This window comes from Streptomyces sp. SCA2-17 (assembly GCF_044336695.1).
In genome coordinates, this window is record NZ_CP117521.1 from 6,979,997 (window position 1) to 6,995,903 (window position 15,907).

General features: G+C 70.8%; 5 protein-coding genes. 1 reads left to right on the forward strand and 4 read right to left on the reverse strand.

Features of this window, described 5'->3' with window-relative positions; genetic code table 11:
- The 4 genes from PS271_RS30835 to PS271_RS30850 are packed head-to-tail and all read right to left on the reverse strand — an operon-like array spanning position 1 to position 13,904.
- The gene (locus PS271_RS30835; RefSeq protein ID WP_398386462.1) at positions 1 to 4,656 is read right to left on the reverse strand and encodes a hypothetical protein; all 4,656 of its coding nucleotides are present in this window, start codon (positions 4,654 to 4,656) and stop codon (positions 1 to 3) included.
- Between the two features lies 1 nt (position 4,657).
- Complete coding sequence (locus PS271_RS30840) at positions 4,658 to 8,083, reverse strand: hypothetical protein (protein WP_398386464.1); 3,426 nt, start codon at positions 8,081 to 8,083, stop codon at positions 4,658 to 4,660.
- Positions 8,080 to 11,460 (reverse strand): DUF6603 domain-containing protein, encoded by a 3,381-nt coding sequence (locus PS271_RS30845; protein ID WP_398386465.1) that lies wholly within the window; start codon positions 11,458 to 11,460, stop codon positions 8,080 to 8,082. The genes PS271_RS30840 and PS271_RS30845 overlap by 4 nt, the downstream gene beginning before the upstream one ends.
- Positions 11,460 to 13,904, reverse strand: coding sequence for a metallophosphoesterase family protein (locus PS271_RS30850; protein ID WP_398386466.1), 2,445 nt, complete (start codon positions 13,902 to 13,904; stop codon positions 11,460 to 11,462). Before PS271_RS30850 ends, PS271_RS30845 begins: the two co-directional genes overlap by 1 nt.
- 937 nt (positions 13,905 to 14,841) lie before the next feature.
- Here PS271_RS30850 and PS271_RS30855 point away from each other — a divergent pair.
- Positions 14,842 to 15,903: an ETX/MTX2 family pore-forming toxin gene (locus PS271_RS30855; protein ID WP_398386468.1), complete on the forward strand. Its 1,062-nt coding sequence runs from the start codon at positions 14,842 to 14,844 to the stop codon at positions 15,901 to 15,903.
- The last annotated feature ends 4 nt before the right edge of the window (positions 15,904 to 15,907 follow it).

A 15,907-nucleotide genomic window follows, 5' to 3' on the forward strand; every position in this document is an offset into this window, starting at 1 on the left:
TCACGCCTTGCCGAGCACGCTCTGGTACGGGCTGTCCGAGCCGGCGGCCGTGGCCATGGCTTTGGCCTTCTCCTTCAGGCCGTCCAGAGACACGGACGGCACGTCCCTCGTGTAGTCGTCGGGCAGGTACAGCGCGGGCAGGAAGGAGCCCATGGGTGCCAGTTCCTTCGATGACAGGGTCCGCAAACGGGCGAGGTCCGCTGCCTCGTTCACCGTGTCGAGCAGCATCTCGAAACTCCACTTCTCCGGGGCACGGGCGGGGTGGACGGCCAGCAGCACCGCCTGGGGTGCCCGGGCACCGGGTGCGTCGTAGTGGAAGGTCACGGCAGTGGTCTCGGCGCGGGCCGGGATCGTCTCCGTCCATCCGTCCACCACGAGGCCTGCGAAGGGGCGTGCGGGGTTGAACGGCTGCCAGGAGTGGGCCACCACACCGATCGAGCCGTGCGGTGGCGCGCCGGAGTCGCCGAAGGGCAGGGCGAGCCAGCGGGCGCCCGGCCGGTGCGGCAGTTGTACGAGCTGGAGCCGGCCGGCAACGTCGGCTCCGGCGGCCTCGGCGTGCAGCAGCAGCCCGGCGAAGGCGTCGAGCTCGGGGCGGACGAGTGCGGAGCGCTGGAGCCACGAGGCCGGGGCGGTCGGCTCGTCCCCGAGCAGGTCGGCCCGCGCCGTGAGCGAAGCGGCGACGGGCGAGCGATCGGTGAGCGTCCACCGGGGGAGTACCGGTTGAGCGGAGCCGAGCATGGAGCGCAGGAGCGCGGTCTGCCGGGCGGCGATGTGCTCCTCACTGCCGTCACCGGCCGGCTGCCCGTCCATGGCGTCGCTCACTGCCTGCGCGAGCGCGCCGAGCCGGGTGGTCACTTCGTCCACCTGGGCGCTGAGTTCTGCCGTCGCGTCCGGATGGCCGGCCGGTACGCGGGGCATCGCATCGGGGCCGTCGAACGGAACGGCGCCGATCAGTGCCCGGTGCCGCTGCTTGTCGCCGGCCGCGGTGGCGAGTGCGCTGACCGCGGCGCCGAGGCGGGCCCGTGTGTCCGCCACCCGGGCGGTCAGCTCAGTGGTGTCGATCGAGCCCGGCGCGGCGGCACCGCCTCGTGCGTCGGCGCCGGGGACGAAATCGCCGGCGGTGAGCGGGGGAGCGGCGGCGACCTTCGCGACCCATTCTCCCAGGGTGGTGAGGAGGGCGAGGCCACCCGTCGCCGCCGTGGAGGGCGGCTCCGCGAGGAGCTCGAGTTCCGCGGACGGGTCGGCGGCGGCCTGGGCGGCGAAGGCGAGGCCGATGCGCTGCTGCAGCTCGCTGGGCCGCCCCTCGCCCGGCTTCTGCGCAGCCAGTGCCACTGACAGCGGGCCGAGGCCGAGATCGGCGAGCGACACCGGGGCAAGTGCCGTCTCCGCGCCGTCGGGGGCTTTGAGCCGCGCGTCGAACAGCCACTGCGAGGGATCGCCGAGCACCTGGGCGATCCATGCGTCGAGCATCGGCTCTGCGGCGCCCCGCGCATCGCGCGGCCACCCCTTGCCGAGCTCCGTGTCCTGCAGGACGACGGCGACGCGGTGGCTGACGGTGTGACCGGACTGCGGGGACGCGATGTAGTCGAGGCCGGGCGCGCGGTCGTGCCGGTCGTGTGCCGAGAGCGCGGCGCCGGACCGGTCGAGGTTGCCGAGGGCGGCTTGGTGCACGCTCTCGGCCACGAGCAGGTCACTGACGGCGTCGTAGTCGCCGTACACGTCATCGATCACTTCGCGGAGCCGCGCGGCGTCGCCGGCCGGCAGGGAGGCGGAGGAAGCCGCTCCGGCCTGCCGGGCGATGTCGTCGAGCACGGCGTCAGGGCCTTGGCGCCAGCGGTCGAGCAGGGCCACTCCGTCGACGACGTCCCGCGCTGCGAGGACTTCGACCGGCTCGCTGGGGGCGACGTCCGGTCCGCGGAGCGGAGCCGTGCGCCGCAGCGGCATCTGGTAGCGCATCATGGTCAGCCCGGCTTCCCGGAGTCTGCGCTCGAGCCGGTAGCCGAGCAGCGCCGCGAGCCGCTGACCGTGTGCCACCCCTTGCAGGAGCCACCGTCCTCGGCGTACCCGCTCGGAGGTCACCTGAAGGTCGAACACCGCTCCGTCGTCGCCCCGGTTGGCCAGCCGGCCGTTGCGGAGGAGGGCGGTGCTGACGGCCTGCGCGAGTGAGGGCGTGTGTACGAAGCCGAGGCTTTCTGCGGCGGTGTCGTGGCGGAGGTCCTCCACCATCCCCCAGCAGCCCAGGTGAATGCCTGACGGGGCGGCGGCCCGGTGTTCGGCCAGGCGGCTGGTGGCGAGGCCGGTGATCCAGGCGTCCAGGCGCGTCGAGAAGAGGTCGAGGTGGCCTCGGAACGCCCATTCGAGCTGTTCGGGAGGGGCCTCGGCCAGAGTTCTCAGCGCCGTTTGATGGCGGCCGAGCCAGTAGAACGGATCGGTGGGAGTGTTCAGCAGTCCGGCGAGGTCCATCGCTTTGCCGGCGAATGCGGAGGTGATGAACTCGCCCAGGGGCCGGTCCGACACCTGGGGAACGACCGTGTCGGCGAGCTGCCGTCCCGTCCGGAAGTCCAGCGCCGGAGTGGGCACCGATGGCTCGGGCTCGATCCGTACCGTCTCCGGGGCCGGCACCGCGAGTCCGCTCAGGGCCGGCAACGCCTGCAGCACTCCGGGTGCCATCGCCAGACGGTCGCGAGTGGCTTGCAGCGCACAGCGGTCCAGCTCCAGGACGGCACCGTAGGCGCAGAGGGCTTCCAGCAGGGTGACGGAGTCCTCACGGAGGTTCAGCGCCATCCGGCCGTCGGTGTCCTTGGTGAGATCGGCGATCTCGGTGAGGTAGGCGGTCGGTTGCACTTCCCCGGGCTTGAGGACGAGCGGCACCGGGAGGGGGTAGTCCCTGCCGAGTGTCAGTTCGGTCAGCCTCGCGTTCCCGGACACCTCGAGCCCGGCCCACACGGCGGATGTCCACGAACGCTGCCAGGTATTGATGAGGTCCCAGCGCGTACTCAAGTTCTTGCGCTGGACGGGCCCGGTGACGGTACGGAATCGGAACGTCCAGGGAACCGGTGTGCGCTGGAGCAGCGCCAGCAGTACCGCGTCGACGTCCTGGTCCTCACCGGCACGCCGCAGGTGGGGAACGTCCGCGACCGCGGGCGCCACGATGCCGCGCATCAGGCTCGCCACGCGGTGCACCAGCCCGTCGCCCCGGTCGCTGTCCCCGGGCTCGAAGTGCTGCGGCGCCACCACGGGCAGCACACCGTACGGCTGAGCACCGGCGCGCAGGGTCGGCAGCGGTCCCGAGGCGAACACGTGGTTGCTGGTGAACTCCCGCAGGCTGCTGTCGATGCGCGGGTCCTTGGCGAGTGGATCGAGCATCTCGGTCAGGTAGTGGCCGGCGGTACCGCGCCACAGTGCGTCGGTCAGCGCTGATGCCCAGGCATGCTCGCGCAGGTCGGCGCCCGGCAGGCCGGTCAGGACCGCCGGTTCGATGCCGAGTGCCCGGGCGAGCCGCGGGCCGGCGCTCCATGCGTCGCCGGCCGGGGCGGGGGCCGCGGGGTCGAGCGCGACGGCTTCCGCGTCGGCGTCGCCCGTATATCCGGACCGGTTCCGCGTGGTGTTGTTGGTCGGGGTGCCTTGGGCGACGAAGCCCAGGTGGCCGGCGTACTTCTGTGCCTCGAGGAGTGCGGACAGCGCATCCGCCGCCTTGTCCGGCGGCTGGGTCCAGTTGACGCCCAGGACGACGAGCCGTTCGACGCCCTGGGTCAGGGAGGGGTCCTCGATCTCGATCAGCGTGCCCAGGTCCTTGGCACGTGAAGGCTCCCGCAGCCAGCGGGTGCCCTCGTCGACCGGGAGCCCTCCTTCTGTAGCTGCGGGTTGCGCCTCTTGCGGCGAGAGACCGACGGCGAGGCGGTCGGGCACGTGGTCGCCCCAGGCGCGGAACCGCTCGACCCACTGGCCGTCCTCGTTGCCGAGGCCTACGACGCAGAACCGGTCGGGCAGCGCGGTGGCCACCGGTGCCCGGCTCCACGTCGACGCTCGCGACGGCACGTCCGGAAACACGGGGTCACCGTCGTGCGGCGCGTTCGTCGGGGTCATCGCTTTGACGAGGTAGGCCGCGCGGCCGGGGCGGAACCGTGAGGTGAGGACCTGCCAGGCGGCCTTCGCCGCCGCGGCGTCCTCCAGGCCGGCACGCCGGCGCTCGTTCCAGTACCAGCGGGCCGCTTCGGCCTCGTCGGCGGTCAGCGCCGGGTCGTGCGCGTCGATGTGCAACTGGTCGGGGAAGACGCGCACCCGCAGCTTGGTCGGGGAGTCGAAGCGGGTCTCGATCCGCACCGGGAGCATGGCCACCGGGAGCCGCCCGTCGAGCGTGGTCACGAGGGCTTCGGGGGTGAACTGGGCGAGCAGCCCGCCGGAGAGGCCCGCGATGTCCTCCACCAGGCCGTCGCGCGCCCCGCACCTGGCCAGGATGTCCGCATCGATGCTCTCGATGCGGCGTGCCACTTCCTCGGCACGGGTGACGTCTCCGGCGCCGAGGAAGGTGTCCTGCCTGGAGGCCAGCCGGGCCCGGTCGATGCGCAAGCGCGCGAGTTTGCGGTCGATGCCAGCGAGCGCGTCCCTCGTACGGCCGATCTTCCGGAGGTGGGTGGCGGGGTCCGCCTCGGGCACGTCAGAGTCCCTTCACGAGATGGCGGGCATGGACGAGCAGCTTGAACGGCCGCTGGAACAGCGCTGCGGCGACGGCATCGGCCTGATCCACCCGCGGACCGATTCCCAGGGCGGCCAGCCGGCTGACCGGCAGCATCCCCGCCGGCTCGACCTGGAGGTCCGGCCAGGCGACGTCGTTCCAGTCGGCCGGGCCGGCGGTGGTGCGCCCCACGGTTTCGTCGAAGCCGAAGCGCGGCTCGGTCACCGGCTCCATCAGCCCGAAGAACCAGCCGTCACCGGCGGTCAGATCGTCGCTGACCAGCGGGAAACCGAAGAACGACACGTCCGGGTCGAAGCGGCCCGCGAACATCGGGACGCGCAGGTCGGCGGCGTTGCTGCTGGGCTGCTCGCCGCCTGCGCCCCGTACCGCCCGGACCGCGACGACCATGGTGTTCGGATAGCGGCGGATCAGGTCGCCGCGCAGCAGCAGGACCAGGTTGCTGTGGGCATCGGAGGTCTGCGCCGGCAGGTCGTCGCGGCCGGCGCGCATGCCCCAGGTGGCGATCTCGAAGATGTCGGGGCCGCTGTCCGTGCGTTTCCAGAACTTCTGCCACGGTGTGCCGCGACCGTCCGTGGGATAGCCGTGCCACAGCAGCTCCTGGTTCGTCTCGTGGTTGAGCCCGGCCATGAACGCGGCGATGAACCGGGGATTGGTCTCCAGCAGGGTCACGGATTCCGGCGGGACCTCGTCGACCCCGGGACAGAAGCGGGTGCGGTCGTAGGAGGCGAGGTAGGCGTACGCGGGCAGGTCCAGGCGCGGGTACGCCATCACCCGGTCGAGGCTCGCCGGCAGCTGCCAGCCCGGGACGAGGGAGGCGTCGGCGGCGACGGCCGTCAGGCCGTGGCCGGCCATACGGATCATGGAGTCCAGCCGGGCCGGATGGACGGTGAGGGGTGCGACGCGGTCCAGGATCGCCGTGCTCGCCGCCGGGAGGGCGAAAGGGACCAGGACCGGTACGACGGGGTCCTGGCCCAGCGCGGTGTGTTCGAGGAGCCCGGTGACGGCGGACTCGTAGCGTGCGAGGGACGCGGCGTCCTTGACCAGCGGCGGCATCGTCATCGTGCCGGCGGTGCCTGTCGGGACGGTGACGGGTGTCGTCGCGCCCGCGCCCACCGGCCCGCCGAGTACGTCTCCGACGCTCGCGCCCGGCCTCAGCTCGACCGGCGTCGGGGCCACGAGCCGGCCGGCCCGGTCCGTGGCCGGCGGATTGAGGGTGCCGTGGGGGAGCCGGCCGACCAGTTCCCCCACCTCGCCGGCATCGCCGTGGAGCCGGATGTCGAGGTACGCGACGGGGACGGCGCCGGCATCGGCCGGCGTCAAGGCGACGATCCGGTTGCCGCCGCTCAGACCGAGCGAGCGGACGGCCCAGGACGACCCGGTCTCGATGAGGAAACCCACATCACCTCGGGCTGCGGCGGCAGTCGTCGCCACGGCGTCGACGACGCGTGCCGACGACGAGGAGAGCACGTCGGTGACCGTGAGCTGCCCGCCGGGGCCGAGCGCGGCCGCCTTGGCCGCGAGTACTTCCGCAGCCGCCTCACGCGCCGCCCGGAGGTGGGCATCCGTCAGCAGACCGGTGCTGTACAGGTCGGCCCGTGGCCGCATCATCTCGTGTGCGGGCAGTACTGGTGAGGCCCGCAGTTCCTGCGAGGCCTGAGCGAGGGCCGTCGCGGTCGCCTGATCCAGGGTCAGGCCGATCCCCAGGGCGTTCAGGGCCACGGTGCCGTCCTCGGCCGCCGGAGGCATCCGGCTCTCCAGCCCGTCGATCGCGAGCACGGGGAACCGGGTCGGGTCCACATCCGCCCGCCCTTGAGCCAGCGTCGACACCAGCTGCTGACCGGCCCGGCGCGCGGCCACCGCGACCGCGGGCCGGGCGGCGCGGCGCCGTACTCCGGCCAGTACGCGCCCGGTCGCGGCGGTGTAGCGCCGCATCGCCGCATCCGTCGTGCCGCCCGGCAGCGATGTGGGTTCGATCGCTGCCGGCAGCGTCGTGCCGTCCAGCAGCGTGCGGTCGGCCAGTGGCGCGGTCAGCTGGAACAACCTGCCTGCGGGCAGCGGGTCGAGGTGCCGCAGCCGGAAGCGCAGGCCGGCTTCCAGGCTGAGCCGCGCCCGCGACAGGGCGGCCTCGACCGCGAGGACGTCGCCGACCTGCTGCCAGCACGCCTCCACCACGTCGTCCTGGTACGTGCGCATCACCTCGGCGCCCAGCCCCGCGGCGACCCGGCAGCGCGGGTCGGTGTTGAGTTCACGGAACCAGGTGGCGTCGGTGTCGCCGACCCACGTGCGCCGGATGTGCGCACCCGCGTACACCGGCGGCCCGAGGGCGGAACCGCTCTCCGGAGCCCGGCCGTCGAGGGCGCCGTCGGCGGCATCGGCGAGGACGCGCGTGACGTCGACAAGGCCGGAGCGCACCGCGTGGGGGACCTCGCCGAGGGAGGGCTCCGGCACCGGGGGACCGGCGGCCGACCGGGCGACCCCCGGCGCCCGCAGCGCTCCGTCCATGTCGAGGAACCTCGCCGGGTCGCCGCCGGGAAGCCGGACGAACGGGGAGGCGTCGCCGATGTGCATGGGTACGCGGCCGATGCGAGCGCCCGCCTCGTACGGTGCGAGCCGGCGGGCCAGCGCTTCGAAGTCTCCCTGCGGCCCGGTCCGGAATCGCCAGTGGTAGTAGACGGGGAGCGTGATGCCGTCCGGCGAGGTCCAGGACGGTTTCGCCTCGCTCGTCCGTGGTTCGCCTCCCAGACCGCGGACGACCCCGGTATCGAAGGCCGGGACCAGACAGGCGATCCACGGGGAGTCCGCCTCCAGGCGGCGCGGGCACACCAGTCGCGAGACGTTGCGGTCAGAATGGCCGGCCAGCGCCGCACCGACGGCCTGCGGTGTCGTTCCGGCATCGGCGTCGAGTAGTTGGGCGTGTGCCCAGGCCCACGAGTCCGCGAGGTCGGGGAGCTCCTCAGCGGCTCCCGAATCGATCGTCAGATGCGGCAGCGCCGCGCCGCCGGGCACGGTGAGCGCGACTCCCGGGCGGTCACGCACCACGACGAGCACGAGCCACGGCCTCAGGCGTCCGGAGGCGGGAACCCCCGTCGGTGTGAACGCCCACGGCAGTTCCGGCTGGTCGAAGTCGACCGCCACGAGGTAGTTCGGCTCGACATTGGTGGCGTTCGCGCGAGGGACGGTCCGTACGATGACCGTGGGGTCGAGTCCGATCACGTCACCGGGGCCGTACAGTGTCGTGCCGGTGGAGACGGTTCCCGCGCCGCCCACGACGACATCGATGGTCACCTCGGGCCTGGCGGGGACCGGCGCCCCGTCGTCGGTCCCGGGGACGGCCGCGGCCAGGCCGCGGCGCGACCAGGGCAGGAAGCGGTACACCGCGTCGCTCATCGCACGGCCTCGTACGCCTCGACCACGAGGCCGCCGCTCAGTGCCGCCGCCTCGGAGGCGATCGCCTCGGACGACGCCGGTCCGCTCGTCACCGTCACGGTCTCCCGCAGCGAGCCGGGGTCGACGACGGCCAGGGGCGGCTCGCGCAGGGTCGCCGCGCCGATGCCCGACCGCAGCGCGATGGCGGTGGCGCGGGCCGAGCCGGCTGCCGCGCCGTACGCCGCGAGCGCCATCGCCGTGTCGGCACTCAGGGTGTCCCGGGACACCGAGATCACCTTCCAGTACAGATTGAGCACCGGCTCCGGCTCGATGATCTTCACCTCGTAGTCCGCCCGTACGGTCGTGCCGACGCCCTTGACGGTGTAGTCGCCCGACCCGATCCGTACGCCGCTGGTGAACGTTTCGAAGGAGCGGCCTTCGAGCTTCTGCTGCTCGGTCAGTTCCATGAACTGACCGCGTGCGAAGTGGTCGGTGACCGTCTCGTGGGTGGTGTCCTGCCGGCCACCGACGGTGACCGTGTCGATGGTGAACTTCGCGGTGCCCTCGGTGAGGGGTTTCGTGCCGATCCTGTCGATCTGTACGTCGAGCGGTACCGCTTTCTGGGCGAGGGTGACCTGCCCCAGGGGGTGGGCCGGAATCACTCCTGCGGGCGGCGGGGCGAGAGTGACCAGCCCGTTGCCGCCGATGGGGGGACCGGGAAGCAGCCGAGAGGGGGCACCCAGCTCCTGCTGGAGGATCGCCGCGGCGCTGGTGGTGGTGGTCTCGACGGCGGGGTCCGTGCCCCACGTCTCGTTGATTCCGATGCTGATGTCCCACCACAGGAGAGAGAAGCTGAAGGAGCCCTTGGCCTGCCATTCACCCGGGCCCTTCAGCGACATCCGGACGGTGACGGAGCAGAAGCTCTCGCCGAACGCCTCCAACTGCACCTGGAACTCCAGCTGCACAAGGAAGTGGAACGTCGGCTCCAGGTACAGCAGGGCGTCGAAGGACAGATGGCCTTTGATCGCGGCCACGTCGATGTCGGCCGACAGTTCGATCCTGGAGCCGGCCTGCACGGTGTTGCTGGTCACCGCGAAGTAGTTCTCACCACGCATCTTGATCGGGCCGAGCCCGAACGACACCGCCATGCGTGCGAGGTCCGCGGGCACGCCGCGCGGCACGTCCTTGAACGCCGGATGAAAGCCGCCGGCCGAGAGGACGAACGACGGGTCGTCACCGAACCGCGCGGCGAGCAGGAGCTCGCCGGTGAGGTTGAGCTTGACGAAGCCCTCGACGCCCACGAACGAGTCCCGCAGCCGAGCCCGGATCAGAAGGAACTGCTCGGGAGCGTCGTAGAAGCCGACGACGTCGACGAGCAGCTTGAGCACGGCCGGCACGCCGAGATCCTTCGGCGGCAGTTGCACCAGCAGCTGGCCGAGCAGGATCACCTTGGTGAGCTCGGCCGGCCTGTCGTCCCCCAGAGCGTTGCGGACCTCGAAGACCAGACCCATCCGGACGTAGACGATCGGCGGCTCGGAGAACGACATCTCCAGCATCGGACCGACCAGCAGACTGTCGGACTCCACCGGGAAGAGCTGCTTGTACCGGTTGACGATCCGCTGGGCGTCGGCGACCGGATTCTCGGGGAACAGGACGTCATCCAGCGCACCGGTCCGCATGCCCGCGCTGAGGGCGTCGAGGTCGGCGCGGTGGTGCAGGCCGATCATGCCGCCGAGGCCCGTGAGGAAGATGCCGAACGCGATGTGCATCTTGAACTGGCAGAACAGGAAGATCAGCAGTGACCAGCCGTCCGATCCGTCCGGCCGTCTGGTCGAGATCAGTGCGATCGCCTTGATGCTGAGGACGAAGACCTTCAGCTCCAGGGCCCCGGCGTACTCGCCCTTCTCCGCGTCGATGGCGAGGTAGCCGCCGCCCTTGACCGGCCCCAGGTCGAGCGCGAGGCCGATGCCCCTGGGCGGCAGGAACGTCACCAGCCCAGCGATGTCGTCGGCACCCCCGGCCACGGCCGCGAGGTCGAGAGCAGTGCCGATCTGGTCGACCGACGCCTGGAACGGCCCCAGTTTGAGGGAGAAGCCGCCGCGGATCTCGGCGGAGGGCACGCCGGCGAGTTTCAGCTCCAGAGCGACGAACTGCACCCTGAAGACGCCGAACAGCGAGGCGGCCACCGGCAGGTCGACCTTCAGCCCGCTGCCTCCGTCGAAGCGGATGCCGTGTGCGGTGTCGGCGAGCAGACCCAGCTCGAAAGGCACCTCGACCCTGTGACCGGGCAGTCTGGACAGGAAGCCGTCCCCGTCGCCGAGCGAGATGACGAGCTTGCCCCTGTGCAGGTGAGTCTTGAACCCGGCGCTCTGCGCACCGAACTCGAAACCGTACGAGAAGTCTCCCAGCTCCAGGCGCGTGGCATCGCTGGTGCCGAGGACGAGCCTCGGCTCCGCCGCACCGGCCGAGGCCGAGGCGGTCTTGGGTTTCACCCCGATCTCGAGGGACGGCGTCCCCGGACCGAAGGTCCGGAATCCGGGATCGTCCTCGGAGAACCGGAAGAAGAACGAGAAGGCGCCCTGGGCACCGATATCCGTGGTGTAGACGGCCGAGCCGCCCGCGTCGTGCTCGATGTGCAGGTGCGCGCCCATGCTGATCAGCAGGCCGGGACCGCCGTCGGCCCTGGCGACCGGGATGACCGTCATCACGGGGTTGACGGCATCGCCGGTCTTGAACACCACACTCAGCGCGCGGGAGGCCGCGACCGACGCGTCGGGGTCCGAGCCCGGCTCAGGATCCCAGCCGTACAACGCGTCGATCGTGCCGCCGACCGCCGCGCTGAGCCGGTCGAGCGTCACCACCAGGGCGCCGCTCAGGGCCGAGACCCTGTCGATCAGCGCATCCGCGTCGGCGCCGGTCACCTCCCCCTTGAGCAACCGGGCCGCGAGCGCCGGGTCGGCCTGCGGAAGCAACTCGTCGTCCTCGGCGATCAGACCCACGAGCGAGCACAGCGCGTAGGCACTCGGATTGCGCACTCGCAGTGAGTCGGCGACCCACACCTTGAAGAGCAGCCAGAAGACGTCCCACGCGTCAGCGCCGTCCGACTTCACCGCATCGGCAAACGTGTGGATCGTGTCCACCAGCGTCTTGATCTGAGGCAGGGTGGCGAGAAGGGCGCGCGCGTCGACGTTCTCCTTGGCGAGGAAGTCGTCGATCTTCTGTCGCACCGCCGGATCGACGGCCGGAGGGGTGGCAGCATTGCCTGTGTTCAGCCCGAGGTCGTCCCGGACCTCCTGGGCAAGGGCAGGGTCCGCGAAGGTCTCCCCGAGCCACGCGGCGAAGTCGGTGAAGAAGCCAGTGATCTTCTGGTACGCGTTGTGCATGCCCTGCCCGGCCATCAGTCGGACCTCAGCACGGGAGCGACGGGAGCCGGCGACGGGGCGAACTGGACGCCGTGCTCGGTGAAGCCCGCACCGGTCCGGTCATCTGCGCTGGACAGGAGTGTGTGCGCGACGCGGTAGTCCGGACCGTCGGTGGCGAAGGACAACAGCCCGATGTTGTTGCGGAAGACCATGAGCCGCACCGGATCCTTTGGATCGCGGGTCACCTGCTGATGTTTGCCCGCGATATCGGCATACGACGACAGCCGGTCACCGGTGTTCCAGTTCACGACCGGCACTTCGGGCGCACCTGCGGGCAGCGCCGCCTTCGGCCGCTCATCCCGGTCCACTTGTACGCGCCAGCGCCAGTCGGGCGGCTTGCCGACCGTGGTACCGGGCGGCCACCCGCGGGCCGGCAGAACCGAAGGTTTCCGGTGCAGCCGCGCCCGCCGGGCGGGCCGGATCGAAGCCCCCGGCGGAAGGACGACGCCGTGGTCACCCTCCCAGGCGATGCGCTCACACGGGACGCCCCGGAGCAGCTGCTGTCCGATGCGAAGTGTGCGCAGCAGGCCGCGCATGTCCTCGCCCGGCTGGTTGCGGGCCGCCGACGAGGTGCACTGGACGATGCGCGAGCTAGGAGCCGTGTCGTCCGTGCCCCAGAAGTCCAGGGTCAGCGTGCTCGCGAAGTGCACGTCTCCCGACAGGACCACGACACGGCGATAGGTGCCGAGCCGCCGCAGCAGTTGCTCGTGGTGCTCCTCGTCGGCACGCCAGCCCTCGATGTCCAGGCTTTCACTGCCGGCCAGCCCCGTGACCTTGCCGGGCTCGGTCTTCTCCTCGCGGCCGGACATGTGCGCCTTGAGGTCGAAGACGAGCGCGGAGACCGGCTGCGCCACCGACTCGAACAGCCGGGGGAAGAGCACGGGCGCTGCCGATACCACCACCAGCAGCTCCCACTTGCCGGACCCCGGCGGCAGCTGGTCGTCCATGCTGAGTCCGAGCAGCCTCGCCGGCGTGTTTCCCGGTGCCCGGTAGGTCCGCCGGGTGCGGGTGTCGAGCACGCGTACGGTGTACTGCGGTCCGGTCACCTCGTAGTCGAAGCGCATCGCGGGGACGGTCACCGGCTGGTCGATGCCCAGGAGCGTGTCGATCCTGTCCAGGGTGGCCGAGGATTGCGCACCGATTCCGTCGGCGAAGTCGGCCAGGGCGTCCAGGAGTTTCTCGTCGGGGTCCTTCTGGCCCTCGGTGACGCTGCCGTCGTGCCGGAACCGTGCCGGGTCGTTGCCCCAGCCCTGGAACACCGTGTACGCCAGCAGGCCGTTCCGCACGACGGCCCGCCCGAAAGGCGCCGTGATCACACGTTCGCGCCAGCGCTGGGAGATGTTCCAGTCGTCGGTGATCTCGTGGTCGTCGAAGATCATGTACGTCGGCACGTTGGCCAGGGCCCGGGCTACCTTCGGCACCGCATCGCGCCACTCCTCCACCAGGCGGGCCTCATCGGTGACGGTGCCCAGCCGGGTGCGCCCGGCCTTGTCCGGCCGGCTCTTCCACTGGCTCGTGTCACCGTCGTAGACCGATTCCCAGTCGGTCAGGTGGGTGAGGGCGGCGTCGGAGGGAGGCGGTTGGAAGAGGTCGTCCGGTGCCTTCAGCGCCCGCCACGCCGACGGACTGAACGCCGCGCAGTACATGGCCGCGAACTCGCCGTAGGTGAGGAGGTGGTTGTGGCCGTCGGTCGTGCTCAGCCGGCCCAGGGTGCGGACCGTGTCCTGCCGTCGCAGGGCCGGGAACCGCTCGTAGGTGGCGTCCAGGTTCGCCCCGCCGACCGGCAGCTGCTCGGTGCCGACCAGATCCTTGCCGAGTTCCGCGAGCATCGGCAGCAGCACGCTTCCCACGTCGTCGGCGTAGATCTGGTCGCCGGTGAGGAAGAGCTGCTGCGGGGCCCTGCCGAGGTCGGACAGGCCCGCCTGGATCCTGTCGTCCAGCCACGCCAGGGCGTCCGGGCCCGGTCCGTTGGACTTGCGGCACGACGCGTGGGCGATGCGCACGTCCTCGATACGGTCGGCCTGTGTCACGAAGCTCGGCAGCATGCCGTCGGCGTAACCGAGGGCAAGCGCCTTCGGCACGCCGCTGCCGTCGGTGAGCAGACCAAGTGCCTTGAGCCCCTTCGGCTGCCCGCCCGCGCTGACGACCACGTCGTAACAGTGCCTGGTCAGCGGTGGCAGCCCGGCGACTTCGACGTCCACGACGGCGACGTGCAGGTTCGCTCCGCACTTCCGGGTGTGCCGCTGCTGCGTGCCCACGGTCGTGCCCGCCGACGTGCCGTTCCCGGTCGACGCCTCCCTGCCCCGGAACACGGTGACCGTGACATCACCCGGCCGGCTCAGCGCGATCCACACACAGACGTAACGGGCGTCGACCCGCCGGAGAACCGGGCCGGCGAGGACGAGCGGCAGACTGCCCATACGCCCTCCACATCGGTCCCCGGTCCTCGGAGAACGGTCCCCGCGCACGCCTGACGCGTAGCGAGGGGACGCGGAAAGTCGCTCCTTCGGTCTACGACAAGGCCACGGCCGGCACTGCGACCGGCACCAACAGTGGTTGCACCGGGGCGCGCGGGCAGTGGTCCGCGCGCCCTCGGCTATCCCACGCCCTCGCCCGGGTGCAGCGGACGGATGGGGCCGGTGACCGTGAACCGCAGGGGCACTCCGTCCAGGGCCACCGGCTCCTGGGGAAGGTCAGCGCTCGACTGCAGGTACACGGTGCCGCGGCCTCGGTCGAGCTCGGTTACCCGGCCGCCCTGGCCGGGCTCAGCGTCGCCGAGGAAACCCGAGACGGAGATCCCGGGCAGGGTGGCAGACCGGCGAATTGGGGCAACATGCCGGCCCTGATGGTCGGTGATTTCCTGCGGCGCCCTGCTCGCCGGTGCCACAACAGCCGAAGCAGCCGCCCTGGAGGACTACGGCCGCCTTCTCCGTCCGGCCTTCCGACTCACCGAGGAAGCCCGCAGGGCAACCGGTCAGCCCACCCGGCTGGGCACGACACCGGCCTCCGACCTGGCATCCGGACTTTAGTGTCCCAACACGCCGGACAGGCACGGGCTGCACTGCGGGACATCAGCTCGAGGCTTGATCGCCAGGCCATGGAACGCCTGCTGGCCCATATCCTGCGGTCCCCGCGGCCCCTTTCATGACCGAGCACGCATAAAAATTCATGTAAGGAATGCGATAAAGCTCATCCGTCGGCGTCCGGCGGCCGCTGGAGCGGTATATCTGCGTGCTAGCGTGCAGACATTCCGGGTAGATCCGGAATATTTCCGATAAGGGAAGTTGCATGATGAGGCTTCACATATCCAAGAAGTCGATGGCGCGTTTCTCCGCGGCTGCCGCGATGACGGCGACAATGGCGGTCGCCGCCGTGCCGGGCAACGCGTACGCCGACACCCGGCCACCGGCCCCCGCCACCCTCGACGAAGCGCTCAACGACATGGTGCGCTACGGCGACCCGGCCGCCTGGGCAGCGAAGCAGGCCGATCATGCGCAGCACTGGGGTTCCCCGCAACCGTACGGCCTCGTCTGCACCAGGGCCGGATGCCGATGGGCCCACACGGGAGCCCTGTACGACGGAATAGTGAACGACACCTCGCAGGTCACGTTCGGCAACCTTGAGGTGACACCGGCCGGCTCCCCGACCGTCACGTCGGTGGAGAAGGGAGTGGAGATCTCGGAAGAGCTGTCCACCACCTTGACGAACGCCGGAGACGAAACGCTCATGATGACGAGCGCACCCATGGCGAAGACCTACCACAACTCCGTCACGAGCCAGGTGACCCGACAGGTCAGCACAGGAAATACCGTCAGCGCCGAACTCAAGGTCGGCCCGCTGATCAACCTGGGGGATTCGCTCAGCACGACATACACATGGGGAACCTCCGAAGAAACGACGACAGGCGAGGACGTGGAGGTCACCATCCCCTCCCAGACGATCCCCGTACCGCCCCACTCCTCTCGCAAGGTGTACGGCACCATGACCCGTACGGTGCGTACCGGGAAGGTCAACCTCAAAGGGGACCTGAATGGGCAGTTCACCCAGTGCACTCACTCGTCCCTCCAGAAAGACGACGGGTCCTGGCTGACGATGTGGGGCCCCGGTTACAAGGACGGAAACAAGGACTGCAAGACCTATTCGGTGTTCGATTTGGCGCTGGCAGCCTCTCACGGAGGCACGTACGGGAACCTGCCGCAAGGCTTCGGCATCAGCGGTCACCACTCGGTCTCGGTGCCGGGTGCCGGCACGTACGAGACCCGTACGGGCACGGACGTCGCGGTAACGGTCGACCGCCCGGTTCCCCTTCCGGGCTGGGCGCCGGCGACGCCGCAGGCCGCGGGACGGATCGGTCATGCGTACTCGATCCCGCTCGACATCAATCCCACGGCCGGCCACACGCGGGTCATCACGCACTGACGCC

Coding starts and splice junctions, on each gene's coding strand:
- PS271_RS30840 (WP_398386464.1), bottom strand. CDS start 8,083: ATGAGCGACGCGGTGTACCGCTTCCTGCCCTGGTCGCGCCGCGGCCTG.
- PS271_RS30845 (WP_398386465.1), bottom strand. CDS start 11,460: ATGGCCGGGCAGGGCATGCACAACGCGTACCAGAAGATCACTGGCTTC.
- PS271_RS30850 (WP_398386466.1), bottom strand. CDS start 13,904: ATGGGCAGTCTGCCGCTCGTCCTCGCCGGCCCGGTTCTCCGGCGGGTC.
- PS271_RS30855 (WP_398386468.1), top strand. CDS start 14,842: ATGGCGGTCGCCGCCGTGCCGGGCAACGCGTACGCCGACACCCGGCCA.